The organism is Streptomyces sp. NPDC027189 (assembly GCF_055566975.1).
Genome location: NZ_JBVHRI010000007.1, coordinates 157,226 through 182,536, shown reverse-complemented (window position 1 = coordinate 182,536; position 25,311 = coordinate 157,226). Strand labels below are relative to the sequence as shown.

Annotated in this window: 27 protein-coding genes and 1 pseudogene; 15 read left to right on the top strand and 13 right to left on the bottom strand. The window is 70.5% G+C overall.

What is annotated here, in order from left to right:
- Positions 1 to 705, top strand: coding sequence for a cyclase family protein (locus ACZ4RZ_RS19425; RefSeq protein ID WP_467746075.1), 705 nt, complete (start codon positions 1 to 3; stop codon positions 703 to 705).
- A 280-nt stretch (positions 706 to 985) separates the two neighbouring features.
- Here ACZ4RZ_RS19425 and ACZ4RZ_RS19420 read toward each other — a convergent pair whose 3' ends face one another.
- Positions 986 to 2,167, bottom strand: a complete 1,182-nt coding sequence (locus ACZ4RZ_RS19420) for an aminotransferase class V-fold PLP-dependent enzyme (protein ID WP_467746073.1) — start codon at positions 2,165 to 2,167, stop codon at positions 986 to 988.
- A 125-nt stretch (positions 2,168 to 2,292) separates the two neighbouring features.
- Between ACZ4RZ_RS19420 and ACZ4RZ_RS19415 the strand changes: the two genes are divergently transcribed.
- The 5 genes from ACZ4RZ_RS19415 (at position 2,293) to ACZ4RZ_RS19395 (ending at position 5,509) form a co-directional block, all read left to right on the top strand.
- Positions 2,293 to 3,216, top strand: coding sequence for a LysR family transcriptional regulator (locus ACZ4RZ_RS19415; RefSeq protein WP_467746072.1), 924 nt, complete (start codon positions 2,293 to 2,295; stop codon positions 3,214 to 3,216).
- A 142-nt stretch (positions 3,217 to 3,358) separates the two neighbouring features.
- Positions 3,359 to 3,865, top strand: a complete 507-nt coding sequence (locus ACZ4RZ_RS19410) for a methylated-DNA--[protein]-cysteine S-methyltransferase (RefSeq protein WP_467746070.1) — start codon at positions 3,359 to 3,361, stop codon at positions 3,863 to 3,865.
- A gap of 74 nt (positions 3,866 to 3,939) precedes the next feature.
- Positions 3,940 to 4,671, top strand: coding sequence for a 2OG-Fe(II) oxygenase (locus ACZ4RZ_RS19405; protein ID WP_467746069.1), 732 nt, complete (start codon positions 3,940 to 3,942; stop codon positions 4,669 to 4,671).
- Positions 4,668 to 4,964: a metal-binding protein gene (locus ACZ4RZ_RS19400; RefSeq protein ID WP_467746068.1), complete on the top strand. Its 297-nt coding sequence runs from the start codon at positions 4,668 to 4,670 to the stop codon at positions 4,962 to 4,964. Before ACZ4RZ_RS19405 ends, ACZ4RZ_RS19400 begins: the two co-directional genes overlap by 4 nt.
- Positions 4,961 to 5,509 carry a hypothetical protein gene (locus tag ACZ4RZ_RS19395; protein ID WP_467746067.1) on the top strand — a complete coding sequence of 183 codons (549 nt, stop codon included), beginning with the start codon at positions 4,961 to 4,963 and terminating at the stop codon, positions 5,507 to 5,509. The genes ACZ4RZ_RS19400 and ACZ4RZ_RS19395 overlap by 4 nt, the downstream gene beginning before the upstream one ends.
- Here ACZ4RZ_RS19395 and ACZ4RZ_RS19390 read toward each other — a convergent pair.
- Positions 5,506 to 6,729, bottom strand: a complete 1,224-nt coding sequence (locus ACZ4RZ_RS19390; RefSeq protein ID WP_467746066.1) for an MFS transporter — start codon at positions 6,727 to 6,729, stop codon at positions 5,506 to 5,508. The two genes, ACZ4RZ_RS19395 and ACZ4RZ_RS19390, sit on opposite strands and share 4 nt — an antisense overlap.
- A 215-nt stretch (positions 6,730 to 6,944) precedes the next feature.
- Between ACZ4RZ_RS19390 and ACZ4RZ_RS19385 the strand changes: the two genes are divergently transcribed.
- Entirely contained in the window at positions 6,945 to 7,376 is a 432-nt protein-coding gene (locus ACZ4RZ_RS19385) for a PPOX class F420-dependent oxidoreductase (RefSeq protein ID WP_467746065.1), read from the top strand.
- 34 nt (positions 7,377 to 7,410) lie between these two features.
- Here the strand turns inward: ACZ4RZ_RS19385 and ACZ4RZ_RS19380 are convergent, their stop codons facing one another.
- A complete protein-coding gene (locus ACZ4RZ_RS19380; protein WP_467746064.1) occupies positions 7,411 to 8,601 on the bottom strand; it encodes a PucR family transcriptional regulator in 1,191 nt (396 codons plus the stop codon).
- 113 nt (positions 8,602 to 8,714) lie between these two features.
- On the opposite strand from ACZ4RZ_RS19380, the gene ACZ4RZ_RS19375 reads away from it, so the two are divergent.
- Positions 8,715 to 9,884 carry a lactate 2-monooxygenase gene (locus ACZ4RZ_RS19375; RefSeq protein WP_467746063.1) on the top strand — a complete coding sequence of 390 codons (1,170 nt, stop codon included), beginning with the start codon at positions 8,715 to 8,717 and terminating at the stop codon, positions 9,882 to 9,884.
- Positions 9,881 to 10,858 carry a 2-hydroxyacid dehydrogenase gene (locus tag ACZ4RZ_RS19370; protein WP_467746061.1) on the top strand — a complete coding sequence of 326 codons (978 nt, stop codon included), beginning with the start codon at positions 9,881 to 9,883 and terminating at the stop codon, positions 10,856 to 10,858. Before ACZ4RZ_RS19375 ends, ACZ4RZ_RS19370 begins: the two co-directional genes overlap by 4 nt.
- 2 nt (positions 10,859 to 10,860) lie before the next feature.
- On the opposite strand, the gene ACZ4RZ_RS19365 is transcribed toward ACZ4RZ_RS19370, so the two are convergent.
- The 4 genes from ACZ4RZ_RS19365 to ACZ4RZ_RS19350 form a co-directional block, all read right to left on the bottom strand.
- Positions 10,861 to 12,741 carry an RICIN domain-containing protein gene (locus ACZ4RZ_RS19365; protein ID WP_467746060.1) on the bottom strand — a complete coding sequence of 627 codons (1,881 nt, stop codon included), beginning with the start codon at positions 12,739 to 12,741 and terminating at the stop codon, positions 10,861 to 10,863.
- Between the two features lie 877 nt (positions 12,742 to 13,618).
- Positions 13,619 to 13,996 (bottom strand): toxin Doc, encoded by a 378-nt coding sequence (locus ACZ4RZ_RS19360; RefSeq protein ID WP_467746059.1) that lies wholly within the window; start codon positions 13,994 to 13,996, stop codon positions 13,619 to 13,621.
- A 3-nt stretch (positions 13,997 to 13,999) separates the two neighbouring features.
- The gene (locus ACZ4RZ_RS19355) at positions 14,000 to 14,245 is read right to left on the bottom strand and encodes a hypothetical protein (RefSeq protein ID WP_467746057.1); all 246 of its coding nucleotides are present in this window, start codon (positions 14,243 to 14,245) and stop codon (positions 14,000 to 14,002) included.
- Positions 14,246 to 14,336: 91 nt separating this feature from the next.
- Positions 14,337 to 15,368, bottom strand: coding sequence for a zinc-binding dehydrogenase (locus ACZ4RZ_RS19350; protein WP_467746056.1), 1,032 nt, complete (start codon positions 15,366 to 15,368; stop codon positions 14,337 to 14,339).
- Positions 15,369 to 15,505: 137 nt separating this feature from the next.
- Between ACZ4RZ_RS19350 and ACZ4RZ_RS19345 the strand changes: the two genes are divergently transcribed.
- Positions 15,506 to 15,985, top strand: coding sequence for a MarR family winged helix-turn-helix transcriptional regulator (locus ACZ4RZ_RS19345; protein WP_467746054.1), 480 nt, complete (start codon positions 15,506 to 15,508; stop codon positions 15,983 to 15,985).
- A 33-nt stretch (positions 15,986 to 16,018) separates the two neighbouring features.
- On the opposite strand, the gene ACZ4RZ_RS19340 is transcribed toward ACZ4RZ_RS19345, so the two are convergent.
- From ACZ4RZ_RS19340 to ACZ4RZ_RS19330, 3 genes are all read right to left on the bottom strand, one after another.
- Positions 16,019 to 16,333 carry a hypothetical protein gene (locus ACZ4RZ_RS19340; protein ID WP_467746052.1) on the bottom strand — a complete coding sequence of 105 codons (315 nt, stop codon included), beginning with the start codon at positions 16,331 to 16,333 and terminating at the stop codon, positions 16,019 to 16,021.
- Positions 16,333 to 16,905 (bottom strand): TIGR03086 family metal-binding protein, encoded by a 573-nt coding sequence (locus tag ACZ4RZ_RS19335; protein ID WP_467746051.1) that lies wholly within the window; start codon positions 16,903 to 16,905, stop codon positions 16,333 to 16,335. The genes ACZ4RZ_RS19340 and ACZ4RZ_RS19335 overlap by 1 nt, the downstream gene beginning before the upstream one ends.
- 78 nt (positions 16,906 to 16,983) lie before the next feature.
- Entirely contained in the window at positions 16,984 to 17,400 is a 417-nt protein-coding gene (locus ACZ4RZ_RS19330) for an SRPBCC domain-containing protein (protein ID WP_467746050.1), read from the bottom strand.
- Positions 17,401 to 17,527: 127 nt separating this feature from the next.
- On the opposite strand from ACZ4RZ_RS19330, the gene ACZ4RZ_RS19325 reads away from it, so the two are divergent.
- Both ACZ4RZ_RS19325 and ACZ4RZ_RS19320 read left to right on the top strand, forming a co-directional pair.
- Complete coding sequence (locus tag ACZ4RZ_RS19325; RefSeq protein ID WP_467746049.1) at positions 17,528 to 17,839, top strand: ArsR/SmtB family transcription factor; 312 nt, start codon at positions 17,528 to 17,530, stop codon at positions 17,837 to 17,839.
- Positions 17,836 to 18,294 (top strand): SRPBCC family protein, encoded by a 459-nt coding sequence (locus tag ACZ4RZ_RS19320; protein WP_467746048.1) that lies wholly within the window; start codon positions 17,836 to 17,838, stop codon positions 18,292 to 18,294. Before ACZ4RZ_RS19325 ends, ACZ4RZ_RS19320 begins: the two co-directional genes overlap by 4 nt.
- A gap of 33 nt (positions 18,295 to 18,327) precedes the next feature.
- Here the strand turns inward: ACZ4RZ_RS19320 and ACZ4RZ_RS19315 are convergent, their stop codons facing one another.
- Positions 18,328 to 18,936, bottom strand: a complete 609-nt coding sequence (locus tag ACZ4RZ_RS19315; protein WP_467746047.1) for a hemerythrin domain-containing protein — start codon at positions 18,934 to 18,936, stop codon at positions 18,328 to 18,330.
- 154 nt (positions 18,937 to 19,090) lie between these two features.
- Here ACZ4RZ_RS19315 and ACZ4RZ_RS19310 point away from each other — a divergent pair, with 154 nt between their 5' ends.
- Positions 19,091 to 19,264 carry a hypothetical protein gene (locus ACZ4RZ_RS19310; RefSeq protein WP_467746045.1) on the top strand — a complete coding sequence of 58 codons (174 nt, stop codon included), beginning with the start codon at positions 19,091 to 19,093 and terminating at the stop codon, positions 19,262 to 19,264.
- A 102-nt stretch (positions 19,265 to 19,366) separates the two neighbouring features.
- Here ACZ4RZ_RS19310 and ACZ4RZ_RS19305 read toward each other — a convergent pair.
- A pseudogene (locus ACZ4RZ_RS19305) lies at positions 19,367 to 19,534 on the bottom strand (MFS transporter); the annotation flags it as partial.
- Positions 19,535 to 19,731: 197 nt separating this feature from the next.
- Between ACZ4RZ_RS19305 and sigJ the strand changes: the two are divergent.
- Positions 19,732 to 20,685: an RNA polymerase sigma factor SigJ gene (gene sigJ, locus ACZ4RZ_RS19300; protein ID WP_467746044.1), complete on the top strand. Its 954-nt coding sequence runs from the start codon at positions 19,732 to 19,734 to the stop codon at positions 20,683 to 20,685.
- Between the two features lie 116 nt (positions 20,686 to 20,801).
- Positions 20,802 to 22,301: a cytochrome bc1 complex cytochrome b subunit gene (gene qcrB / locus ACZ4RZ_RS19295; RefSeq protein ID WP_467746470.1), complete on the top strand. Its 1,500-nt coding sequence runs from the start codon at positions 20,802 to 20,804 to the stop codon at positions 22,299 to 22,301.
- On the opposite strand, the gene ACZ4RZ_RS19290 is transcribed toward qcrB, so the two are convergent.
- The gene (locus ACZ4RZ_RS19290) at positions 22,212 to 25,307 is read right to left on the bottom strand and encodes a glycoside hydrolase family 2 TIM barrel-domain containing protein (RefSeq protein ID WP_467746042.1); all 3,096 of its coding nucleotides are present in this window, start codon (positions 25,305 to 25,307) and stop codon (positions 22,212 to 22,214) included. The genes qcrB and ACZ4RZ_RS19290 overlap by 90 nt on opposite strands.
- Positions 25,308 to 25,311: the final 4 nt, after the last annotated feature.

The window sequence follows — 25,311 nt, the reverse complement described above, 5'->3', positions numbered from 1 at the left end:
ATGCCTGCAAAGGACGTGAATGTGATGGAGTCCTGGCTCGATCTCTCCGTTCCCGTTGTCACCGGGATGCCCGTCTATCCCGGTGACCCGCAGGTGGAGGTGGACCGCGCGCTGCGGGTCGCCGAGCACGGCGTCAATGTCCTGCGGCTGCACATGGGTTCGCAGTCCGGCACGCACGTCGACGCGCCGTACCACGTGGACGAGGCCTGGCCCAAGCTGGACGAACTGCCGCTGGAGCGGTTCGCGGGCCCCGCGGTCGTCGCCGACGTCCGCGGCCTCCCCGAGCGGGCCCCGATCACCCCCGACCTGCTCGCGCCCGCGCTGGCCCGCGTGCGCCTGCGGCCCGGCGCGATCCTCCTGCTGGCCACCGGCTGGTCGGCGTACTGGGGAACGGACCACTACCTGGCGCATCCCTGGCTCACACCCGACGCGGCCGAGGCCGTCGTCACCGCGGGCGTCCGCACCGTCGGCGTCGACGCGCTGAGCGTGGACCCCACGGGCGGTACGGACCTTCCGGCCCACCGCATCCTGTGCGGCACGGAAGGCGTGATCGCCGAAAACCTGACGCACCTCGACCACGTCGCCACCGCGCAGGCCGCCGGCAGCCCGGTGGAGGTGTTCCTCTTCCCGCTCCACCTGCCCGGGGCGGACGGAGCCCCGGTCCGGGCGACGGCCCGCATCGGGGGCCGGGCGGAGTTGGCGTAGGCGTCCCCGGCACGGTTTGTGGTTTCGCCCGCCTACGAGAGGTCTTCGGCCGTTCCCCGGCATCCAGGTCGAACACAACGTACGGGACGCCGCCGGACGGCACAGTGTCGGCCTTATCTTCAAGGACTCCTCCTCAGGTGACATCACCTGGGTCTTCGACCCGTCGAGCCTGACCCACCTCGGCACGAAGGAGACGGGCTCCTCGAGGTGGGCGTCACCGACCGACTCGGCAGGACACCGGTGCACTGACGCCGACCTCGGTGCGGGCCCTGCCAGTCGGTCAGCCGGCCGTGCGCGCGAGTTCAGCGATGACCTCGACGGCCCGGTCGAGTTCGTCCTCGGTGTTGTAGTAGTGCGGGGAGAGCCGCACCAGGGGGTGGACGCCGCGGTTCTCGGTGTCGAACTGGGTGTGCTCAGGGTTGGTCGTGGAGACATTGATGCCTCGCTGCGCGAGCGCCCTGGCGACGTCGGCGGTGGGCAGCGCATCGACCTTCACCGTCACGATGGCACACCGGTCCCGGCCCAGGTCGTACGTGGTGACGCCGGGCAGGGCCGCAAGCCGGTCGCGCAGGTACGCGCCGAGGGCTACGACGCGCTTGCCGATCTGGTCCAGGCCCAGGTCAAGGGCCTGGACCACGGCCGCGTCCAGCCCCAGGACGTTGGAGTAGCTCACCTCCCAGGTCTCGAAGCGCCGCGCGCCGTCGTGCCAGGTGAAGCCACGCGCGCCGTCCCAGGTGGCGGCCTCGATCTCGCTGACGAACGGGTCGAGGTACTCCAGAGCCTCCGGACGAACCCACAGGAAGCCGATTCCGCGCGGTCCGCGCAGGAACTTGCGGCCGGTGGCGGTGAGCATGTCGCAGCCGATCCCGTCGACGTCGAGGGGGAGTTGGCCCACGGACTGTGTGGCGTCCAGCAGGAAGGGCACGCCGGCCGCCCGTGTGATCCTGCCGATTTCGGCCGCCGGATTGATCAGGCCGCCACTGGTGGGGATGTGGCTGACACCGACCAGTTTGGTGCGCTCGTCGATCAGGTCGGCCAGCGCCGCGGTGTCGAGCTGTCCGGACTCGTCGTCGGGGACCACCACGATCTCGGCACCGGTTCGCCGGGCGACCTGCAGGTAGGCCAGCACATTGCTGCCGTACTCGGCCCGGCCGGTCAGGATGCGGTCGCCCGGCTCGAAAGCCAGGGAGTAGAAGGCGGCGTTCCAGGCGTGGGTGGAGTTGTCGAACAGCGCGATCTCGTCGGCCCGTCCGCCCACCAGCCGGGCGAGGTTCGTGTAGGCGCCGTCGATTCTCTGACGTTCCTGGCCTGCCGCCTCGTATCCGCCGATGGCCGCTTCGAGCTCCAGATGGGAGGTCATCGCCGCAAGGGTCTGCCGGGAGAGCAAACCTGCTCCGGCGTTGTTGAGGTGGACCCGGTTCGCCGTGCCGGGGGTGTCCTTGCGGAGCGCGTCGACGTCCATGCCGGTGTCTTCCCGTCTGCCCGAGATTCGTTTGTCTCCCTGTACGTTCCCAAAGCGCCGCACATCAGTAAAGTGAATGTTTCTGCGCCTGACAGGCCAAGAAAAATGATGAATGGAGCCCCGCCGTGCTCAACCTGCGCCGTCTGGAGGTTCTGCGGGAGCTGAAGCACCGGGGAACCCTGGCCGCCGTCGCGTCGGCCATGTCGTACAGCCCGTCCGCCGTCTCCCAGCAACTGACCTTGCTGGAGTCGGAGGTCGGCGCACCGCTGCTGGAGCGGGACGGCCGCGGGGTGCGGCTCACACCCCAGGCCGAGATCCTCGTCGCTCACACCGAAACGGTGCTGCGTCAACTCGACCAGGCCCAGGCGGAGATCGCCGCCTCGCTGCACGAGCTCACCGGCACCCTGCGCGTGGCCGCGTTCCAGACCGCGATGCTCACCGTGGTGCCGACCGCGCTGACCTGGCTGCGCGACACACACCCTGCGGTACGGGTCGAGGTCACCCAGGCCGAGCCCGACACCGCCCTGCCCGGCCTGCTCGCGCGCGACTTCGACCTCATCATCGACGAGACGTTCCCCGGGCACTCCCGTGCGGCCCGCGCCGCCGAGCTCGAGCACCATGTGCTGCACGAGGACCCGATGCGGCTGGCCACCCGGGACCCCGCCGTCCAAGGGCTGTCCGACCTCGCCGGGAGCCCTTGGGTGATGGAACCCGTCGGCACGCCGGCCAGACAGTGGGCGGTGTCCGTTTGCCACGAAGCCGGCTTCGATCCCGACGTCGCCTTCGAGTCCACCGACATGCTGGTGCACGCCCGGCTGGTGGCACAGGGGCACGCCGTGGCGTTCCTGCCCGACTTCCTGTGGTCCGACCGCGTTCCCGAGCTCGTGCTGCGGCGAATGGCCGCGAGTCACCGTCGTACGGTCCTGGCGACGATGCGCACCGCGGCGGGCGGCCATCCTTTGACTCGTGGGTTCCTGGCGGGTCTGCGGTACGCGATCGACCGAACGGTGGCCGACGTACACCGCCATTTGCCGCCCGAGCACAGATAGCCGCGGCGATCGCGGGGCTGGGAATCCGCGCTCCGGTCTCCGCAGCCGCCCGCCCAGTGCGGCGTCCGAATACCGCCAGACGCGAAGCCACGAGAGCGGCAGACTCGTACAGGAAGGTGAATCTCCAGAAAAAGGAAGAACGATGACTATCTACGCGATGCTCGACAGCCCGCTGGGCGAACTTCTGCTGGTGGGTGAGGAGTCGGAGACCGCGACGGGCGGCACCGCGCTCAGTTCGCTCTCGATGCCCGGCCAGAAGGGCGGCGTCACCATCCAGGACGGTTGGCGCGAGGACACCGAGGCCTTCGCCGAGATCATCCGCCAGCTCGGCTCGTACTTCGACGGCAGGCTCACCCGCTTCGACATCGAGTACACCGCCGGCGGCACGCCCTTCCAGCGGCAGGTGTGGAAGGCCTTGGAGGGCATCGGCTACGGCACCACCCTCACCTACGCGCAGGTCGCCGACCGCGTCGGCATCCCTCGCTCGGCCGCGCGCGCGGTGGGCACCGCGATCGGCGCGAACCCGCTGCTCGTCGTACGTCCCTGTCACCGCGTGCTGGGCAGCAGCGGCGCGTTGACCGGATACGCCGGCGGCCTGGAACGCAAGCGGCGGCTCCTGGACCTCGAGAACGTCCGCCGGGCCGCATGATCCGGCCTCCATCGGTCACAGGGCCCGGAACGTCACGAAGAGGCCCTGCGGCTTCCACCTCCCCGGAGGACACCATGATCGGCACCACCCGACTTCCGGGCACGCTCACCGAGCGGGTCGACTCGGAGGACTGGGGCGCGCTCACCGCGGAGGTCAACGAGTACGGCCACGCCCTCACCGGCCGCCTGCTCACTCCCGACGAGTGCACGGCGATGACAGACCTCTACGACGAGCCGGAGCGCTTCCGCACCACCGTCGACATGGCGCGCCACCGGTTCGGCTCCGGACAGTACCGCTATTTCACTCATGAACTACCCAATGATGTACGGGAGTTGAGGCAAGCGCTCTACCCGCACCTGCTGCCCATCGCCCGCGACTGGGCCGCCAAACTCGCTCAGCCGTCCCCCTGGCCGGACAGCCTGCAGGAGTGGTTGGCGCTCTGCCATGGGGCTGGGCAGTCCAAGTCCGCGCAGATCCTGCTGCGTTACGGGGCCGGGGACTGGAACGCCCTGCACCGCGATGTGTTCGGCGACGCCGTCTTCCCGCTCCAGGTCGTCATCGGCCTCGACGCGCCCGGAGTCGACTACAGCGGCGGCGAGTTCATCATGACCGAGCAGCGCCCCCGCGCCCAGTCCCGCGGATCGTCCACCAGCCTGCCGCAGGGGCACGGGCTGATCTTCACCACGCGCGACCGGCCCGTCGCCTCCAAGCGCGGCTGGTCCATCGGCCCCATGCGGCACGGGGTGAGCACCGTCCGCTCCGGCAGGCGGCACACCCTCGGCCTCGTCTTCCACGACGCCACATGACCGACCCGACAACCGGGCCGCGCACGTACACACTGCGCGGCCGGGATGACGAGCCGTACCGCAGCAGCACGCCGGGCGCGCTCGGCGGCCACCGGCGCGGAAGGTTGTACGGGCGCCTGGACTGCCCCTCGGCACTGCGCGCGATGGGGCGCGGCCAGTACGCGCAGTACCGGGTCTTCTTCGCCGACGAAGGCAGCGCGATCGCCGCCGGATACCGGCCGTGCGCGGTGTGCCTGCCCACCGAGTACCAGCGCTGGAAGGCCACCCAGAAGAACCGGAAGAGCGCTTCATGAGCTCCCTCCCCGACAGAGACGAGTCCGTCTCACCACTCATCGGCGCCACCGAGCCGGCCGCACCCGGCGGCCTGCCCGTCCCGCCCGCCCACACCGACGCGGAACTCACCGCGCTGCTCACCCTGCTCACCCAGCCGCGCTCGCGCATCCGGTCCATCACCATCGGCCACAGCCGCGACGCCGCCTCCCGCGCGGCCGCCGAGGCGTTCACCGCCGCGTGGAAGGCGGCCGGCAAGGACGTCCTCGCGATGGTGGACTGGCCCGAGCAGGCCGCCTCGTGGCTGCGGCCCGCCCGGCGCCTCACCGCCCAGGCGCCCGACGCCTGGGTGATCGCGGCCGCCCCGCTCGGCTTCGCCCAACTCGCCCGCCGCCTGCGCCACTCCACCGACTGGGACCCTCGGCGCACCTACGCCTGCGCCGCCCTCGGCGACTCCCGTGTCCCGGCGGTCGCGGGCGCCCACACCCTGCACGGCCTGCGCGGCGCGAACGCCGACGGCACCACCTGGCACATCAACCGCGCCTGGGTCACCCAGCTCGTGCCCTAGACCCACGCCGCTTGCGGATGCGGCTGCCGGGCGTGCTGCCGCCGTTGTGCCCGGCGGACGGCGAGCGGTGCCGCCAGGCCCGTCAGGGCGAACAGGGCTCCTACGACGTACCAACCGGGGCGGCCCCAGGTGATGCAGAGCGAGATGAGCAGGGCGGGGCCGAAGGCCTCGGCCAGGCCGGCGCCCAGGCCGAACACTCCGAGGTACTGGCCGGTGGCGTGCTCCGGAGCGAGGGCGAAGGACACCTCGAACCCCGCGGCGGAGTGCCACAGTTCGCCGACCGTATGGATGACCGCCGCGGTCATGAGCAGCGTCGCGGCGGCCCACGTCGCAATGCCTGTGGACAACGAGATCAGCGAGCAGGAGACAAGGAAAGCCAGGCCCGAGCGACGGTAGGCGCCTCCGCCTGCCGCGGGGGAATCGATGGAGCGGCCGGCTCGTACCTGAATCGCGATAACAAGGACCGTGTTGATGAGCATGGTGCCCGAGACCAGCCAGCGCGGTGCGGTGGTGGCCGTGACCAGCCACAGCGGAATGGCGACGGTGAGTACCTTGAACTGGATGGCCATGATGCCGTCGAGGGCGGTGATCAGCAGGTAGGGCCGGTCCCGTAGGGCGATCCAGCGTGGGCCGCCGACGGTGGACACGGGCGTGACCGGCGGCAGGAGGACCAGGACGGCGGCGGAGGCCGCGAAGGCGATCGCGTTGCCGACGACCAGCAGCTGGTAGGCGGTGAGCGTGCCCACCTGGACGGCCCAGCCTGCCAGCAGGGCACCGAAGGAGATGCCGACGTTGCTGACAGCCCGGAGATAGGAACGGAACTCCTGCGGCCGGTCTCCTCCGTAGTGCCGGATGAGCGGACTGCGTGCGGCCAGTCCGGCCGCCTTGGCCCCGGTGGCCGTGCATACCGCGACGACGAACGGCCAGAAGCTGTCCGCCAGCACGAAGCCGGCCGTCGCCAGCGCCTGGACGACAAGGGTGGTCGCGTAGACGCCGCGGGCTCCGTGCCTGTCGGCGAGATGGCCGACGGCGATGCCCACGGCGAGCGAGACGAAACCGGCGATGCCGATTCCGAGCCCCACCTGGCCGGCCGGAAGGTGCACCGCCTGGGTGAAGTACAGCACCCCGGCGGTCAGAAAGAGGCCGCTGCCGACGGTGTAGACGAAGTTCGAGGCGGCGAGGACGCGCTGTGGTCCAGCATTCGGCATCAGGTGGGGCATGTCATGGCTCCGCGTCCTGGGCAGGCGGTAAGGACCACCCAAGCTTGTTGCATATTACTTGCAATAACAAGATACTTGCGATTACTTCGATCCACGGCCTCGGCAGGCGTCGGCCGTCGGGATTCACCTCCAGGCGTGTCGGATCGTGTCGATCCGGACGGTTGCCGTTCGTATGGAAGGGGGAAGCCCCCTCCCCCGTACGCCCGGAGGTTGTCATGTCGTTCACCGAGGAAGAGATCGCCTACCTGCGATCACAACCGATCGCCCGCGTCGCGACGCTTTCTCCCGACGGCCGGCAGCCCGATGTGGTCCCGCTCGCCTTCGAGTACGACGGCGCGTACTTCTGGGTCGGCGGGACCGGCTCTGCGGTCGCCGGAACCCGCAAGTTCCGCAACGTCCGGGCAGGGAACCACGAGGTGGCCCTCGTCATCGACGACCTGGTGTCCCTCGACCCGTTCATCGCACGAGGTGTACGGGTCTACGGGTGCGCCGAAGAGCCGGTCGAGCGCGTGGGCATGGTCGGCCCGGGCCTCTACATGCGCATCACGCCGACGGTCTCCTGGAGCTGGAACATGCAGGGGCGCCCGGCGGGCAAGGAGTGGTACCCATCGCGGCGGACGGTCCACGAGACCCCGTCCGGTGACTAGGTCCTGTCCGCGCGCCCCCGCCACCGGCGGTGTCTCAGGACCTGACCGTGCGAGCGATGTCCAGCGTCAGCCGTTGCCATGGGTCACGGGGATCGCGGCCCGTCAGTTCGCGGATGCGGCGCAGGCGGTAGCGCAGGGACTGGGCGTGGAGGTGCAGTTCGCGGGCGGCGGCGCTCGCCGAGCCCGTGTCGATGTACGCGGTGAGCGCCTCCAGGAGGTGCTGCCGGCCCGGGTCGGTGAGCGGGCCAAGGACCAGGCGGGCGATGTGGTCCGGCGCTGCGGCCGGGTGCCCGGCGAGCAGCGCGAGGACATGTGCGTCGGCATCGGTGAGGAGGTGGCCCGGCCGGTGGGCGTGGGCGGGTGCCGTGTCGAGGGCGTCGGCGGCGAGGCGGTGAGCGACGGCGACCCGGTCGAGGCTCTCGCCGGTGATCACGCAACCCCGCCAGGACCGCGCGCCCAGGACCGCTCCCGCCCCGGCGGCGGCTCCGGCCGGCAGCAGCAGAACGGCACGGGAGCCGCGCACGGTCGCCAATGAGGTGACCTCGTCGCCCGGAACTTCCAGTGCGTCGAGGAGGCCCGTCGCCGCGTCGTGCGCCATGTCGGGGCGGTCCGTGCCGACCGGCTCGGCCACCAACAGGCAGTACGGGTCCGGGAGTTGGATGCCGAGCCGGGCCGACCGGTCCGTCAGCGCGCCCACGGACGCGTGCCGCCCGGCGATCAGATCGTCGAGCAGCAGTCGCAGTGCACGGTCGCGGTCCCCGGCGAGGTCTTCGCTGGTCGCGGCGTACGCCGTGGCCATCTCCTCGGAGAGCGTGTCGAGCGCGGTCAGCAGCATCCGGGCGAGCGCGAAGGCGTCCGCGGCGGTGAGCCGGGGCGCGCGGGCCGCGATCTCGTCCGTGAGGACGGTCCCGGCCACCCGGTAGGCGCGCAGCACGGCCTGCACGGGGCGCCCGTCGGCCGCGCGGGCCGCGGCGATGCCCCGCAAACGCCTGAGGTCGGCGGATTCCAGCGTGCCGTCGGTCGCCCAGAGGTGCAGCAGCCGCTCCAGCCCCCAGGCCGCGATGGCCCGTACTTCCGGCAGCCGGCTGCCGTCCAGCGCCGCGTACACCGGGACCTGCTCGTGCACCGCGGCGACGATCGCCTCCACGACACGCGGATCGGCGACCATCTCCTGCCGGATGCGCTCCCTGGCTCCGGCGGGCACTTCTGCGGGCTTGCTTGTCACAGGGTGATAATCCCAGCCGCGCGATGTGCGCACCACAGTGGACGGGCCTTGTCACAGTCGCCAGGATCGACGTCGTACAGCGCAGTCTCAGGGACGAGAGGCGGGACGTACGGATGGCGAAGCATTGGGCCGACTTCCAGTACGAGATCTATCTGAACGGAATGACGGGTGCCGTACCGCGGCTGCCCACCGATCTGACCCGGCTGGAGGAGCTCACCGAGCAGCGGCTCGGGCCCGGTCCGGTCGGCTATGTGGCGGGCAGCGCGGGCAACGGCAGCACCGCCCGTGCCAACCGGGCCGCCCTCGACCGGCGCCGGATCGTACCCCGCATGCTGCGCGATGTGCACGAACGCGACCTGTCCGTAGAGGTGTTGGGGCGTCCGCTGTCCGCGCCGCTGGCGCTCGCGCCGGTGGGCGTGCTGTCGATCATGCACCCGGACGCGGAGTCCGCCGCCGCGCGGGCCGCCGCGGCGCAGGGCGTCCCGTACATCCTGTCCTCGGCCTCCAGCACCCCCATGGAGCAGGTCGCGGAGGCGATGGGTGACGCGGAGCGCTGGTTCCAGCTGTACTGGGCGAAGGACCGCGAGGTCACCCGGAGCTTCCTGAACCGGGCGAAGGCGGCCGGGTTCACCGCGCTGCTCGTCACCCTCGACACTCCCCTGCTGGCCTGGCGCCCGCGCGACCTCGACCAGGCCTATCTGCCGTTCCTGCACGGCGTCGGCACCGCCAACTACTTCTCCGACCCGGCGTTCCGGGCGGGCCTCGCCAAGCCGGTGCACGAGGACCCGAACGCGGCCGTGATGCACTTCGTCGGCATGTTCGCGGACCCCGGCAAGACCTGGCCGGACCTGGAGTTCCTGCGGGAGAACTGGGACGGGCCGATCGTCCTCAAGGGGATCCTGCACCCGGACGACGCCCGCCGTGCCGCGAGCGCCGGAATGGACGGCGTGGTCGTCTCCAACCACGGTGGCCGACAGGTGGCGGGCTCGGTCGCGGCTGCCGACGCGCTGCCACGCGTGGTCGAGGCGGCGGGCGACCGGCTGACCGTCCTCTTCGACAGCGGGATCCGTACGGGCGACGACGTCTTCAAGGCGCTCGCGCTCGGCGCCGAGGCCGTCCTCGTCGGACGCCCGTACGCCTACGGGCTCGGCCTCGACGGGCAGGCGGGCGTCGAGCACGTCATCCGCTGTCTGCTCGCCGAGTTCGATCTCACGCTCGCCCTGTCGGGGCACGCCCGCCCCGCAACCATCGGCCCCGACGACCTGATCGAGGAAACCGCATGACCGACACCAAGAACGTCCTGGCCGTCGTCTCGCCGCACGTCGGGGGCCGCACGGCGGGCGCGGCGCTCGCCACCGTCTTCCCCGGAGAGGCCCACGTCACCGTCGTGGAGGCGACCGACGAGGACCCCGCCGCGCTGCGCGCGGCGCACGTCATCATCACCGGACTCGGCCCGGTGACCGCCGAACACATCGCCGCCGCACCGGACTTGGAACTCGTCCAGTGCGCCAGCCACGGCTTCGACTACGTCGACCTGGACGCGGCGCGCGCCAAGGGCGTGCCCGTCTGCAACATCGGCTCCAGTGGCGCCGAGAAGCAGAATGTCGCCGAGCAGACCTTCGCGCTGATGCTGGCCCTCGCCAAGCAGCTCGTTCCGGCGCACACCGCGCTCGTCGACGCCGACTGGGCGCTGCCACGACTGCAGCAGTCCATCACCGAACTGTCCGGCAAGACCCTCGGCATCATCGGACTCGGGCACATCGGCGAGGAAGTCGCCCGCCGCGCGCTCGCGTTCGACATGAGCATCGTGTACGCCGGGCCACAGCCCGTCGGCGCGGAGACGGAGGCCCGGCTCGGCGGCGCCCGCCATGTCGAGCTCGACGAACTGCTGCGCACATCGGACTACATCACGCTGCACGCACCGCTCACCGATGACACCCGGCATCTGCTGAACGCCGAGCGGCTCGCGCTCCTCAAGCCGACCGCGTTCGTGATCAACACCGCGCGGGGCGCCCTGATCGACCAGGACGCCCTCGCGGACGCGTTGGAGGCGGGCGCCCTGGCCGGAGCGGGAATCGACGTCTTCGACCCCGAACCGCCCACCGAGGCCCTGCGCTTGCTCAAGGCCCCGAACGTGGTGCTCTCACCGCATGTCGCGGGTGTGACGCGCGAGACGCTTGTCCGGATCGCGCTGGCGGCCGTCCAGAACGCCGCCGACTTCGTGGCCGGCAAGCCGCCGCGCGATGTCGTCTCGTAGCGTCACAGCCCAACTCCCGTGGTGATGTCGGGGAGTCGCAGGGGCAGCGGCAACGCGGGCGCCGGGCTCGCTTCGCCGTCGTCGTCATTGACGGCCACGGCGCGCGGCTCCTGGTAGGTCTCCGACGGGGTGGCGTCCGGGTCGGCGGGCACGCCCGTCGACCGCTCGCCCTGCGGCTCGCCAGGTGTCTCAGGCGTGCTGCCGGCCGACGGCGGATCGCCGGCGGGCTGGGTCGAGGGGATGGTCGTGCCCGCGATCGACAGCGACTCGGGGCCGGCCGAGGCCGAATCGGTCCGCCACCGCTGCAGATCGGAGCCGTCGCGCACCTTCACCACGATGTCGGCGTCGGGGTCGGTGGACGCGGGCGCGACGGCGAGTCGGTCGTTCCATCGGGGCAGCAACTCGCCCCGCACGGTGAGGTCGTAGCGCTCGTCGTCGCCGCGGGCCGCGCTCTTGGCGACACAGCGGTCCAGGAACACGACACCGTTGTCAGCGTGCGAGTCGAGGCACAGCTCGGGGTTGGCGACGCTGCGCAGCAGACCGTCCCCCTCGTACGACCACTGCTGGGTCCAGGCGGACGAGCACACCGCCAGCCTGGTCTCGGCGCCGGCCTTCGCCGTGCCGCCCCGGATGTCGAGGCACAGGTCGGCGGCGAGGTTGCGCAGCCGGGTCTGCTCGGTGCTCGTCGGGAGTCCGGCCGAGGTGGGCGGCGAGGACACGGCGGGCGGGGCCTGGGAGCCCGGGGTGGGTGACAGGGTGCGGCTGCTGCTCGCACCGGTGGAGGCGGTGGGGTCGGCGCCGCCGTCGTCGTGCGACCACAGGCTGGTGACGAGGACGGTCACGAGCAGGACTGCCGACAGGCCGGCACCGGTGAGCAGGGCCTTCGGCGGGCGCTGCCCCGGCTGGGCCACGCGGCGGGGCGGAGCCGGGATCTGGGACAGCAGGCGATGACGTCCACCGCTTCCCGGACGGCCGCCGCTGCCGGGACCGCCGCCGCTTCCCTGCCGCCTGCCGCCGAAGGGGGATCCACCCCGGGGGCGCACCGCTTGCCCCGCGCGCCCCGGACGGGAGTCGAGATACCGCCGTGCGCCCCAGCCGAGTACCGCCTCGGCGAGCAGCACGCCCAACCCGCCCTCGAAATGGCTGAGTTGCTCGGCCGCGTAACGACAGTACGGGCACTCCATCAGATGCTCTTGTACATCGGGGAGCAAGGCGCCGCCCCGACGAATCGGTACGTCCAGCAACCGGTTGTAGAAGCCGCATTCCTTGCTCGGCGCGAGTTCCCGGTGGGCGCGTACGCAGCCCTCCCGGAATTGCTCCCGGGCCTGCTCCAGAGCCGCCGACGCCATGTCGGTATCCATGCCCGACAGACCGGCTGGTACGGATATCGGCTCGGCCTCGACCTCGGTGTGCCACAGCAAGCACCGGGCCAGTGCCGGGAGGGTGTGGAAAGCGCGCTCGGCAAGCTTCCGATTTTCGGCCGTCATGGACTTCGCCGCGCGCATACCGCGACCTCCGGCGGGTTTCCTCAAGTCCGGCAGAACACCGGATATCCGATCGTCCGCGGACCACTCCTTGACGGTGTCTCTTACTGTGACGAGGAGTTGGGGCCGGAGCGCGAGACCGGGGTCGCCCTGCACGAGACCGTCGAGCGCCCGATGGAAGGAGGTCGCGGTCACCATGGAGGCGACGTTCGCCGAAGAAGCGAGGCAGATGACCGCGTAGTCGTACGTCGGCTGCCAGTGCCGGGCGATCAACAGTGCGACAGGATGAGCGACATCGCTCTCCGTCCGGCCTCTCAGCAGGGCGGCGAGACTCTCGTCGGATTCGCCGGGAACGCCACTGGGCGGATAAGGGGGACGAGGGGGGTGGGGGGTGTGCACGGAGCGGGTTCCTTCCAAGGTGCAAGGTGGCACACAGAAGTTCTTGTCCGCCGAAAAGGAGCTCTGATTGGTGCGTACCTTTTTGACGGAGCGCCGGGAAAACGGTCGGGAGCGAAGTCCGTACGGCGACCGTCGGTCAAGAGCCTTATGAGCTCGACGACAGCCCGGAATAGCGAACGGTGATTCAGGCCCGGTCATTGACCCTGCGTAGGACGTTCACCCTCGCACAACACGCTCATGACCAACAAGGCACTTGAGCAACATCTGCATCATTGAAAGAAAGTCAGATCCCGAGGCAACTCGCGCCGCTCGCACCGGCTTTCGAAATTCCATGCGCCCCGTGTGAACCGCGCGCACACGCCGGCGGCCCGCGCACGCTCCCGGCACACGGAGCTCCGTAGTCCACTGGAACCGGCCCTTCTCGGAGGCCCCGCGCAGGAAGGCGGCTCTCCCGCGCGAAACCGGCCGCCGGCCCCGATCCTCCCGCCCTCGGTCGGCGGCCCCGAGGGCGGGGCCCGCTGCCGGACTCGCGGCCGAACGCCCCGGGGACTGGACGGCGTTACCGCAATGGGGCCCCGCCAAGATGGCGTCGCCGGTGGTCCCCTTCGTCGGCCTGCCGTGGACGGAGCTCGCCAGAACGCAGGACACCGCTCGGGGTTCCACGGACCGCGGGCATGGGCCGGGGGTACGGCGGCTGCGGTAGAGCGCCACGGCTGTCTGCGCCAGGAATTCTCACGCCGACCGGAAGGGCCGTGAATTCAGGCCGATTCGGCTGGGCGGACGACGAGATCCGCCTCGTCCTCCTCCGCATGCCGTCGGCTGCCGCCGCCGTGTCCCACGGCGGCTTCGAGACCGGGCCGGGGAGGCTCACGCTCTGTCAGATCTGCCAGGACCGCAGTCGGTCGGCCGCGCCGTAGACGTCCGTCTTGCCGGAGATCAGATCGCGGGCGAGATCGACGAGGGCGCCGTACGGCGGGTCGATGCCGACGCCGCTGACGAACATGTACGCGACCGCCGCCGAGCAGGCGAAGCGGGCGTTGGCGGCCGGTAACGGCTTCAGCAGGGCCAGGGTGTGCAGGAGCGCGGCTGCCCGCCAGGCCGGGTCGGAGTCGACGCCGAGCCGGGGCGGGTCGACGCGGTGGCGGGCCACGGCGGCGACGAGTGCCGAGAAGTCGTTGACCGTGGGCTGGTCGGGCAGTACCTCTTCGTGGCGCTGGAGCAGCCAGGGCACGTCGATATGGATGACGGAGGCCATCGGTCAGGCGACCCGCCCCTCGCCCTTGGCGGGTGGCTCGTCCTCGGGGAAGGCGGCGGCGAACTCGTCGGCGTGCGCGGCGAAGAACTGGCGGAACACCTCCGCGCCTTCCTGCAGCGCCCGGTGCCGCACGATGTCGGCCGCGGCCGCCTCCCGCACCAGGGCCTTCATCGACGTACCGCGCTCCTTGGCTATCTGCCGCAGGTCCTCTAGCTCGCGGTCGCTGAACTCCACGTTGAGAGCTGGCATGCCCTCACGGTACCGCGCGGGTACTTACCCGTAAATACCACCAGGTCAAGGGCGATGCAGAGCGGTACCGGGAGGGGCCGGGTGCCGCCCGTCACCCCTGGTCCGTCACCAGGACGGCCTTCCCGGTGATCTCCCGGCGTTCGAGCGCGGCATGCACGTCGGCGGCCTTCATCAGCGGGTGTACGGAGCCGATCCGCGGCGTGATCTCGCCGCGCGCCGCCATCTCGAGCACGCGCTCCAGAGCCGCCCGGTACCAGGCGTGATCGCCCTTGATCTCGGCCGGCACCATGCTCAGTGCGGCGCGCCGGCCGGGCCGCAGATTCATCAGCTTCACGCGTGCCGCTCCGCGCACGGTGTCGCCGACCATGTGCCCCGGGCGGCCCGAGAACGCGTAGCTGACCAGTACTCCCCCGGGCGACAGAACGCGATACGCCTTGCGCAGCCCCACCCCGCCGATGTGGTCGAACACCGCCTGGACACCGCCCGGTTCGCGCTCGCGCAGGACGGCCTCGAAGTCCTGCCGGCGATAGTCGATGAAGGTCACGCCGTGCTGTGCGAGCAGTTGCTCGGCACCGGGCGCAGAGGCGGTGCCGTACATCCGAAGTCCGCGCAGTGCACCGAGCCGGCTCAGCGCCTGTCCCACTCCCCCGCTCGCGCCTTGGATGAGCACCGTGTCCCCGGCCGCGACACGGCCGTGGGACTCCAGCACGCTCAGTGCCGTCAGATAGTCGAGCGGGATCGTGGCGGCCGACAGCGGGTCGAGGCCGTCGGGCAACGGGACGAGCTGCCACAGCGGCAGGGAGATGTACTCGGTGTACGCGGCCATCTTCGTCAGGGCGACCGCGACACGCACACCCTCCTGGAGCCAGGCCGGCAGGGGGCCGTCAGGCGTGAAGTCCACGATCTCGCCGACGAGTTCGTAGCCCGGCGTGAACGGCACCTTGCGCTGCAGCAGATAGTCGCCCGAACGTGCCATCAGGTCGGTGAAGCCCACTCCGGAGGCCAGCACCTTCACTCGGGCATACCCCGGCGCCGGGTCCGCCAGGGTGGCTTCGACGGGCCGCATGGTCTCGGCGCCGCCGAACCGCTCCACGACGATCTTTCGATACGCGATCTCGCTCATGAACCTCACCGCTTCCTGTGTCGTGTCATTAAGTTACACGACACATATCTGTCCGGCCAGCCCACGGGACGACGATCGAGCGGATAGGTGTCGTGTAACGTAGTTCCGTCGTCTATTGATCCCGGGAGTGCCGCACGATGGAGCCGGCCGAAGAAGTCCGCTTCCTCATCCTGGCTGCGCAGCGTGAGGGGAACCGCCAACTCGCCCAAGGGCTACGCCCGTTGGGAGTGACGCCCGCCCAGGCCGAGGTGTTGCGGCTCCTCACGGAGCGGCAGCCGCTCAGCATGTCCGGACTCGGGGCCCTGCTGGTGTGCGAGAGCGGCGGCAATCCCAGCCGCCTGGTGGACCGCCTGGTGACCGCGGGACTCGTACGCCGCGAGGAAGGCAGCCATGACCGGCGCCATGTGGAGCTGACGCTCACTCCCGCGGGCCATGAGACGGCCCGCGCGGTGGCCGCGGTCGAGGCGGAACTGCACGCTCACATCGAGGCCGCGGCGGCCGGTCACGACGTCGACGCGGTGCTTGCGTTCCTGCGCGCCTTGGTGGCGGGCCAGAGCGCGGGCGAGGCGGTGGCTCTGCGCGCGGGACGCGCCGCAGCGCCGACCGGAGCACCCTAGCGGGTGCCCCGCCGGGCGGCGCCGCGCCGGGCCTCAGCGCGGCTGAGCGCGTGCCGCTTCCGTCAGGGGCAGCCAGTGCGCCGACGCGGCGAGCGGCAGGCAGACCCAGTCCTTCATCGGGCGACCGCCCATGGGGTCGAAGAGGTGCGCGCCGGCGAGGGCAAGGGCCTCGGCGTGTTCGGGGGTGTCGCGGTGCAGGCGGACGACCAGTTCACCCTCGTGGAGGCCGACGAACGCCTTGCCGTTCGGGTCCTTGAGGCAGGGCATCCCGAACATCTTGGAGAGCTTCGCCCCGCGCGGTGCGAGGTCCTCGCCGATACGCGCGAACAACTGGTCCGCGTCCGCCATCAGGCGACCTTCCGTCCAGTGAGGGCGAGCAGCCGCTCCAGCGGGGTGGCGTCGGCGGCGGGTTCGAACTCCGGGCCGAAGGCTCCGTTGGCGCGGGCGCCCTCGGCGATCTGTCCGGCGACGGCCGTCGCGGTGGCGACCACGTCGTCGTCGGCCCTGAACGACTGACCCGTGGCGGTAGCCAGGTCCCAGCCGTGCACGGTCAGCTCCATGATGGTGATCATCCCGGCGAAGGGCGCGGGGTAGGTGCTCGACGCGAAGGGCGTTTCACCTTCCCAGGCGCCGGGCTCGGCCCACGCGGCGGCGAGCCGGTCGACGAGCGGCGGGAAGGCCACCCAGGGCGCCTCGGTCAGCTCCTTCGGCGCGTCGGCGGGGACCGACTCCTTCGCTGCGGCGTATCCGCTCATGACGAGCGTGCCGAGCAGGTGCTCGCTGAGCCGGTGGACGTCGAAGTCGGCGCAGGGCGTGGGGAGTTCACGCTTGCCGGTGAGGGCGGGCTGCTCGGCGTACGCCTGCAGGTTGCGGGCGGCGCGGGCAAGCTGGTCGGCGAGTTCCACGGGAGTGGCGTTCATCGGGGTTGCTCCTGTTCAAAAGGACTTGGACCGTCTCGGAAAGGACGGAAAAGGACGGCTCACAAAGACGGACTCGGCTCAGCCGAAAAAGGGATCGGCCTTGCCTGTCTCCGCGTACGACTTGAGCGCCGTGAACTTGGTGGCCCAGCCGTAGGTGAAGTTGCGATAGGCGTCGTCCTGCGCCGGGAATCCGGCGTGCGTGAAGCGCAGCAGGACCCCGCCCTCCGGGACGTCGAGGATCTCGTAGGTCTGCGTGGTGCCGGCCCACGGGCCGTTCTCCCCCGCCAGCACCAGGCGCCGGTCGCCCGACTCGGTGATCCTCAGCCGCCAGGGCTCCGGCACACCGGGGAAGCTCAGCGCGTGCTCGGCTCCGACGCCCTCTCCTATCTCGGCGTCCGCCGTGAACCAGCCACGTACGCCGGTCTCGGTGGTGATGGCTGCGCGGACGGTGTCCGCCTCGGCCTCGATGGTCAGCTGCATCGCGATGTCGGGCATCGGATGTCCTCCCGGGATCGTCAGGTCTGTCGCGAGTGTCCGGTATTGCCCCGAACCTCGTTCTTTAGCCGACACTAAAATAAGTACCGGGGCAGCGCAAGTTAAAGCCGTGACTAAAATAAGCAGCGTGGATCAGGTGAAGGCGATCAGTGAGCCGCGGCGGCGGGCGATTCTGCAGCTCGTGTGGCACGAGGAGCTGTCGGCCGGAGAGATCGCCGAGCGCTTCGACGTCACCTTCGGCGCGGTCTCCCAGCATCTGAAGGTGCTCCGCGAGGCGGGCCTGGTCGTCGTCCGAAAGGACGGCACCAAGCGGTACTACCGCGCGGACCGTGCTGGGATGGGACCGCTGGCCGCCTACCTTGAGTCCATGTGGGGCGACTCCCTGGACGCCCTGGCCGCGCTCGCCGAACAGGCCGAGCGGGAGGAGGAGCAGACGTGACCATCACCCCCGACGGCTCCGTCGTCGTACAGCGGCACATCAAGGCCCGCCCGGAGACCGTGTTCTCCTTCTTCACCGACACCGAACGCTGGCTGTCCTGGCAGGGCATCGAGGGCGTGTTCGACCCGACCCCCGGCGGCGCGTACCGGATGCGGGTCGTCGGTGACGCCACCGCCTCCGGGCGCTTCGAGGAGGTCGAGCCGTACACCCGGATCGTCTTCACCTGGGGCTGGGAGAACGAGGGCGACCCGGTGCCGCCCGGCAGCAGCCGGGTCGAGGTCACCCTCGCCCCAGAACCGGACGGCACCCTGCTCACGCTCACCCACTCCGGACTGCCCGAGCCGGCCCGCGAACCGCACCAGGAGGGCTGGAACCACTACCTCGACCGGCTCACCGTACGGGCGCCCGGCGGCGACCCCGGCCCGGACAGCTGGATGGAGCCGAAGCCCGCCTGAGCACCCCCGGAACCGGGGCCGCCGACGGCCCGGTCAGGTCCCCCACAGCCCGCGCCTGCGGTAACCCGCCTCCCAGAACAGGCGGTTGAGGACGCGGACGGGCGGCGGCAGCGCGCCGAGGAACGCGGCGCGGTCGGCGGGCGGGATGCCGTCGACGATCCACGGTACGAAGACGGCGGCCCCGCGCATGCCCTGCGTCTCGCGCATGCGTCCGGTGAAGGCGCCCCAGTCCGCGGGCGTCAGCACCTCCTGGATGAGCGGCAGGGCGCTCGCCTCCTCGTGCGCCAGGTGGTCGTCGAGGATCGCGGCCAACGCGTGGACCAGTTCGGCGAGTTCGGCCGACCGGTTCCTGAGGGCCGCGTCGACGGCGGCGAGTTGCGGGTCGAGGCGGGCGTGCTCCGCCTCCATCTCCGCGAGGAGGGCGATGTCCTGGGGGCGGCCCGCGACCTTGCGCTGCACCCGGGGCCACAGGTCGCTGTCCTCGGCGGTGTGGTGGATGTGCAGCTGGTGCGTGAAGTTGTCCCAGCCGGCGCGGACTTGAGGGGTGAAGGCGGTGCCGTCCGCCACGGCCTTGCCGAGGCGGTCCAGATCGCGCCGGAACGCGTCGTGGGCGGCGTACATGACGGTGAGGTCGATACTCATGAGGCGACTTCCTCCAGTTCGGGCTCGTACACGGCCAGCGCGTGCGGGTTGGCGGACGGGCCGCGGTGCCGGCGTACGGCAAGGCAGGCGAGCGCGCGGTCAGCAGGACCACGGCGGAGACGAGGATCGCGGGCCCCATCACGTCCACGAAGCCGTGGCCGAAGACCTGGCCGCCGAGCTCCCGCATGCGGTCGGCGACGTCGTGCGGCACTCCGGACGGGGCACCGGCCGACTGCCGGGCGTTCACGTCGGACTCCGCCTTGTAGAAGCCGTCGCGGTAGGCGGCGGGGAGCTGCCCGGCGCGCTGCCGCGCCTGGTCGGTGAGTGAGTTCGCGAGCTGGGCCTGGAGCACGGCGCCGACGACTGCACCCGCGAGCACCGAACCGACCTGCCGCAGCGCATTGTTGACGCCCGATGCGGCACCCGACAGGCGTGCCGGTACGTTGCGCATGACCTCCGTGGCCATCGGGACGAAGGTGCAGCCGGCGCCCAGCCCTGCCAGGAAGAGCGGGAAGGCGACCGTCGTCCAGCTCGAACCGACGTCGGCCGCGGCCACGATCCAGAACAGCGCGGCCGCCCAGGCGAGCAGCCCGGTCATCCGGATGGTGCCATTTCTTGAACACGATGCGTGTCTCCTTGTGCCGAAACCTCGGACTCGCGTTCAAGAGGGCGGCCGCGACGGCCGGTGTGACGCCGGAGAAGCCGCCTGAGACGAACGTCACATTTCGCCGTCCGATGTCACATTCGAGCCCCCTTTTCCCCTCGCAGTAGTGAGCGCAACAAGGGAGGCAAGGCATGTCCGAAAGCCCCGAGGCGGGCACCGACGGCGCGACGCGGGTCTTCGTCGACCACCGCGAGCTGCTGTTCGCGATCGTCTACAACATGCTCGGCAGCGTCGCCGACACCGACGACGTGCTCCAGGAGACCTGGCTGTCCTGGCAGGGCCGCGCCAACCGCACTCCGCTCGACGGAATCACCAACCCGCGCGCCTACCTCGTCCGAATCGCCGTGAACCACGCGCTGGCACGCCGCGCGGCCATCACCCGCCGCCGCGAGACATACGTCGGGCCCTGGCTGCCGGAGCCCCTGCTCGACCAGCCCGCCCCCACCGACTCCGCCGACCACCGGACTCTGCGGGCCGAGTCGGTGTCGCTGGCGATGCTCGTGGTCCTGGAGTCGCTGACCCCGCTGGAGCGGGCGGTGTTCGTCCTCAACGAGGTGTTCGGCTACCCGCACACCGAGATCGCGGAGGTCATCGACCGCAGCCCCGCCGCGGTGCGCCAGCTCGCGCACCGCGCCCGGGAGCACGTGCACGCCCGCCGTCCGCTGTACCGGGCCCATCCCCGGGTACGCCGGCAGGCGACCGAACGCTTCGTGGAGGCCGCGCTCGGCGGTGACATCGCCGCGCTGATGGAGATCCTCGCGCCGGACGTGACGGTGTGGACGGATGGCGGCGGCAAGGCACGCGCGGCCGGACTGCGCCCCGTGCACGGCCGGGACAAGGCGGCACGCCTGTTCGCCGGGTACGCCACGCGCCGCGCGACGAACCTCGACATCCGCTACCGCCGCGTCAATGGGGACGACTCCGCGGTGATCTTCGAGGGCGAGTCCCCGTACGCCGTCATGGTCATGGACCTCACCCCGGACGGCGAGCAGGTCTCCGACGTCTACATCGTCACCAATCCCGAGAAGCTCACGCACCTACGAAGGGACGAAGACGCCCAGGAGCCGAAAGGAGAGCACGCGTGACGACCGTCGAAGGGGCCGCCTCGCGCCCACCGGAGAAAGCGTCCGCAGACGAGCGCACAGCCGAGACGGCGTCCGCCGGCGACCGCCGGGGTGCGACGGCGTCCTCCGGCGAGCGCGTGGCCGACTGGTTCGACGGCCGGCTCGGCGTCTACGCGCTCGGCAAGCAGTATCTGCGCAAGGTCTTTCCGGACCACTGGTCCTTCCTGCTGGGCGAGATCTGCCTCTACAGCTTCGTCGTTCTCGTCCTCACCGGCGTCTACCTCACTCTGTTCTTCCACCCGTCGATGAACGAGGTGGTCTACCACGGCAGTTATGTGCCGCTGAACGGCATCCGCATGTCGGAGGCGTACGCCTCGACCCTGGACATCAGCTTCGACGTGCGCGGCGGACTGCTGATCCGGCAGATCCACCACTGGGCCGCGCTGATCTTCCTCGCCGGGATGCTGACGCATATGATGCGGCACTTCTTCACGGGCTCGTTCCGCAGGCCCCGCGAGGTGAACTGGCTGTTCGGCTGGACGCTGCTGCTGCTCGGCATGTTCGAGGGCCTGTTCGGCTACTCGCTGCCGGACGACCTGCTGTCGGGCACCGGACTGCGGTTCGTGGACGGGGCCCTTCTGTCGATGCCGATCGTCGGCACCTATCTGTCGTTCTTCCTCTTCGGCGGGGAGTTCCCCGGCCATGACATCGTCGCCCGCTTCTACTCGCTGCACGTCCTGCTGATTCCGGGCATCATGGCGGCCCTCGTGGTCGCCCATCTGATCCTGGTCGTCTACCACAAGCACACGCAGTTCGGCGGACCGGGGAAGACCGAACGCAACGTCGTGGGCACCCCGTTCATGCCGGTCTACATGGCGAAGGCGGGCGGATTCTTCTTCCTGGTGTTCGGCGTCATCGCACTGATCTCGGCGGTCGCCACCATCAACCCGGTCTGGGCGTACGGCCCTTACCGCGCCGACCAGGTGTCGACGGGCGCCCAGCCGGACTGGTACCTCGGCTTCGCTGAGGGGCTGGTCCGGGTCATGCCGGGCTGGGAGATCACCGTGGCGGGGCACACGCTCGTGCTCGGCGTGCTCATCCCCGTCGTCGTCTTTCCGCTGCTCCTGGTCCTGATCGGCGTCTATCCGTTCGTCGAGTCCTGGATCACGGGCGACCGGCGCGAGCACCATCTGCTGGACCGCCCGCGCAACCGGCCGATCCGTACGTCGCTCGGGACGGCCTGGATCAGCCTCTATCTGATCCTGCTCGCGGGCAGCGGCAACGACATCGTGGCGACACGCCTCCATTTGTCGATCAACACGGTGACCTGGACGGTGCGGATCGCCCTGATCGTGGTACCCGTCGTTGTCTTCGTCGCAACCCGCCGCATCTGCCTGGGACTGCAGCAGCGGGATCGTGAGCTGGTGGCGCACGGCCGTGCGACCGGCATCGTCAAGCGCCTGCCGCACGGCGAGTACGTCGAGGTGCACCGCCCGCTCAGCCGTGCCGAACTGCACACCCTGACCGAGCACACGCGACGGCTGCCGTCAGCCGGCCGGGACCTCCAGACGGCTGATCCGCAGCCCGCCGTCGGCGGCCCCCGGGTGCCCGCTGGTCATGAGGAGACGGAGCCGTGAACCGCGTACCGCGTCGAAGGTGATCACCGTCGGCGTGTCGGACGCGGTGGCCCAGTCGACGGCCGCGCCCTTCACCGGCACATACTCTCCGCCGTCCCAGACCGAGACCACGACCGACGCGGGCAGGGCATGCGTCCCGTCGACGGTGAAGGAGACCTCGACGCGGTCGACGGTGCGGGGGCGCGCCCAGGTGACCGAGACCCAGTCCTCGGGACGGGCTCCGTTGAACGCGGGCAGCAGGGCCGTCGCCGACTTGTAGAAGGCGTTGGACCAGCCGGTGACCGCGTCGCCGTCGAGCATGGCAGCGGGAAGGGTGTCGGTTCGGCCGGAGTAACTGGCGTCCGCGTACGGGTAGTCCGGGGCTGCGGGGTAGTCCGGTTCGAACGGCGTTGCCGGAGTGGTGGCCTTCGACCCGGCGGGGGTGGTGCGTACCGTCGTGGTCGCCGTACGCAGTCCTTCCGCGCGGGCGGTCACCTTCAGGGTGCCCGCCTTCGTCCCGGACCGGACGATCGCGAGCGCCTTGCCGTGGAAGGCGGTTCGGGTACTGGCCTGGTAGCGCTCGGCGCTCTCCTCACGTCCGTTGTCGAGACCGGCGAGCGAGCCGCCCGCCACGTCGAACGTGAGCAGGTCCTCGGCATCGGGCACCACGACACCATGGGCGTCGACCACCTCCGCGGTCACGAACAACAGTGAACGCCCGTCCGCCGCCAGCGCCTTGCGGTCCGGCGTGAGGCGTATCGCACGGGGCGTCCCGGCGGTGCGCAGGACGTCCGTCGCCACCGTCTTGCCGTCACGGCGGGCGACCGCCTTCAACTCGCCCGGTTCGTACGCCACTTTCCAGCCGAGGTGCAGCTTGCCCGCGCTGCCGTTCGGGCTGGTGTAACTCCCGGGATAGGGACCGTCGGTGAAGGTCTTGTCGTCGCCGGCCGCCTCCGTGGTCTCCAGGTACGGGCGCCCGTCCGCGGTCTTCTTGGTGTCGAACTGCCTGGTACCGAGGGACTTTCCGTTGAGGAACAGCTCGACGGTGCCGACGTTCGCGTAGGCCCAGACCTCGACCGTCTCGCCCGCCTCGTGGCTCCAGCTCATGGGCAGCAGATGGACCATGGGCTCGCCCGTCCACTGGCTCTTGAACAGGTGGTACATGTCCTTGGGGAAGCCGGCCGTGTCGACCGCCCCGAAGAAGGACGCCTTCACCGGAAAGACGTCGTACGGCGTGGGCTCCCCGATGTAGTCGATGCCCGACCACAGGAACTGCCCGGCGAACCACTTCCGGTCCCGGTCCTTCTTGTGCCCGTACTCGCCGCTCATCGTCCAGGAGGCGAGGTTGTTGTCGTACGAGGAGGTCGCGCGCCTGCCGGGGGTGTGGTTCTCGCCGGTGTTGAGGTGCTCCGGTTCCTGGTACGTGGAGCGGGTCGAGGTCTCGGACGACGACTCCGACTCGAAGAGGAACAGGTGCGGATAGGCGGCGCGCAGGGCGTCCACCGACTTGGCGGTGTTGTAGTTGAGGCCGAGCCCGTCCAGTTTGGCGAGCATGAGGTCGGCCGCGGAGCCCTTCGTGGGAACACGGCGGTACTTGTCCGAGCCGATGACCAGTGGCCGGGTGTCGTCCGCGGCCTTGATGGCGCCGATGATCCGGTCGGCCATGGCGAGCCCGGCGGTGGACGTGGAGTCGGGAACCTCGTTGCCAATGGACCACAGCACCACGGCGGGCGAGTTGCGGGCCGCGAGGACCATCTCGGTGGTGTCCTTCTCACACCACTCGTCGAAGAACCGGCCGTAGTCGTAGGTCGTCTTGCCCGTCCGCCAGCAGTCGAACGCCTCCACCATCATCACGATGCCCAGCTCCTCGCAGACCTGGATCATCTGCGGCGAAGGCGGATTGTGGGAGGTCCGGAAGGCGTTGACGCCCATCGACTTCATGATGGTCATCTGCCGGCGTACGGCGTCGATGCTGATCGCCGCCCCGAGCGCGCCCTGGTCGTGGTGCAGGTCGACGCCCTTGATCTTGGCGTGGGCGCCGTTGAGATGGAAGCCCTCGTCAGGGTCGAAACGGAACTGCCGGATGCCGAAGGAGGTGCGGTAGGTGTCGACGGTCTCGCCGCCGACCCGCAGCTCCGTCTCCAGGGTGTAGCGGTGGTCCGGGGTCGCAAAGTCCCACAACTTCGGCTTCCCGACGGTGAGTTCGTGAGTCTCGTCCGCCCGATCGCCGACCGTGACCGTGGTGGCCGTACGGGCAGCCGTACGGCCGTCGGGGTCGACGATCCGCGAGATCACCTCGACCGCGGCAGCGGCACCGGCTTCGTTGACGACGGTCGTGCGCACCCGTACCAGCGCCCGCTCCGCCGTGATGTCCGGCGTCGTCACGTACGTGCCCCACCGCTGGACGTGCACCGGCTCGGTGACCACCAGGCGGGCGTCGCGGTAGATGCCGCTGCCCGAGTACCACCGGCTGCTGGGAAGCTGGTTCTGCACCTTGACGGCGATGACGTTGGCAGTGGTGCCGTCCGTGTGCAGCAGCTCGGTGAGGTCGAAGGCGAACCCCGTGTATCCGTAGGGGTGGCGGCCCACCTCCTTGCCGTTGCAGTACACGTGGGCGTCCATGTAGACGCCGTCGAACTCCACGGAGATCCGCTTGCCGGCGAGGGTGGGCGGCAGTGTGAAGGCGGTGCGGTACCAGCCGAGGCCGCCGGGGAAGAAGCCGGTGCCGCTGGTCGTGCCGTGCTCCGTGGTGGGTGTCTGCTCGATGCTCCAGTCGTGGGGTACAGCCACCTGGCGCCACGCCGAGTCGTCGTAGCCGGGCTGGGCGGCGCCCTCGTACGCGCCCGTGGGGTCGGTGATGCCGCCCGGGTTGACCAGCGCAAAGCGCCAGCCGTCGCGCAACTCGACCGTGCGTCGCCCCGCGGCGCGCCCGGCGGGCGCCGCCCAGGCGTCGGCGGCGCCGGAGAGTGCGCCTGCCGCGGGTACGGCCGTTCCTGCGATCAATACCGATCTTCGAGTGACCGTCATGGCG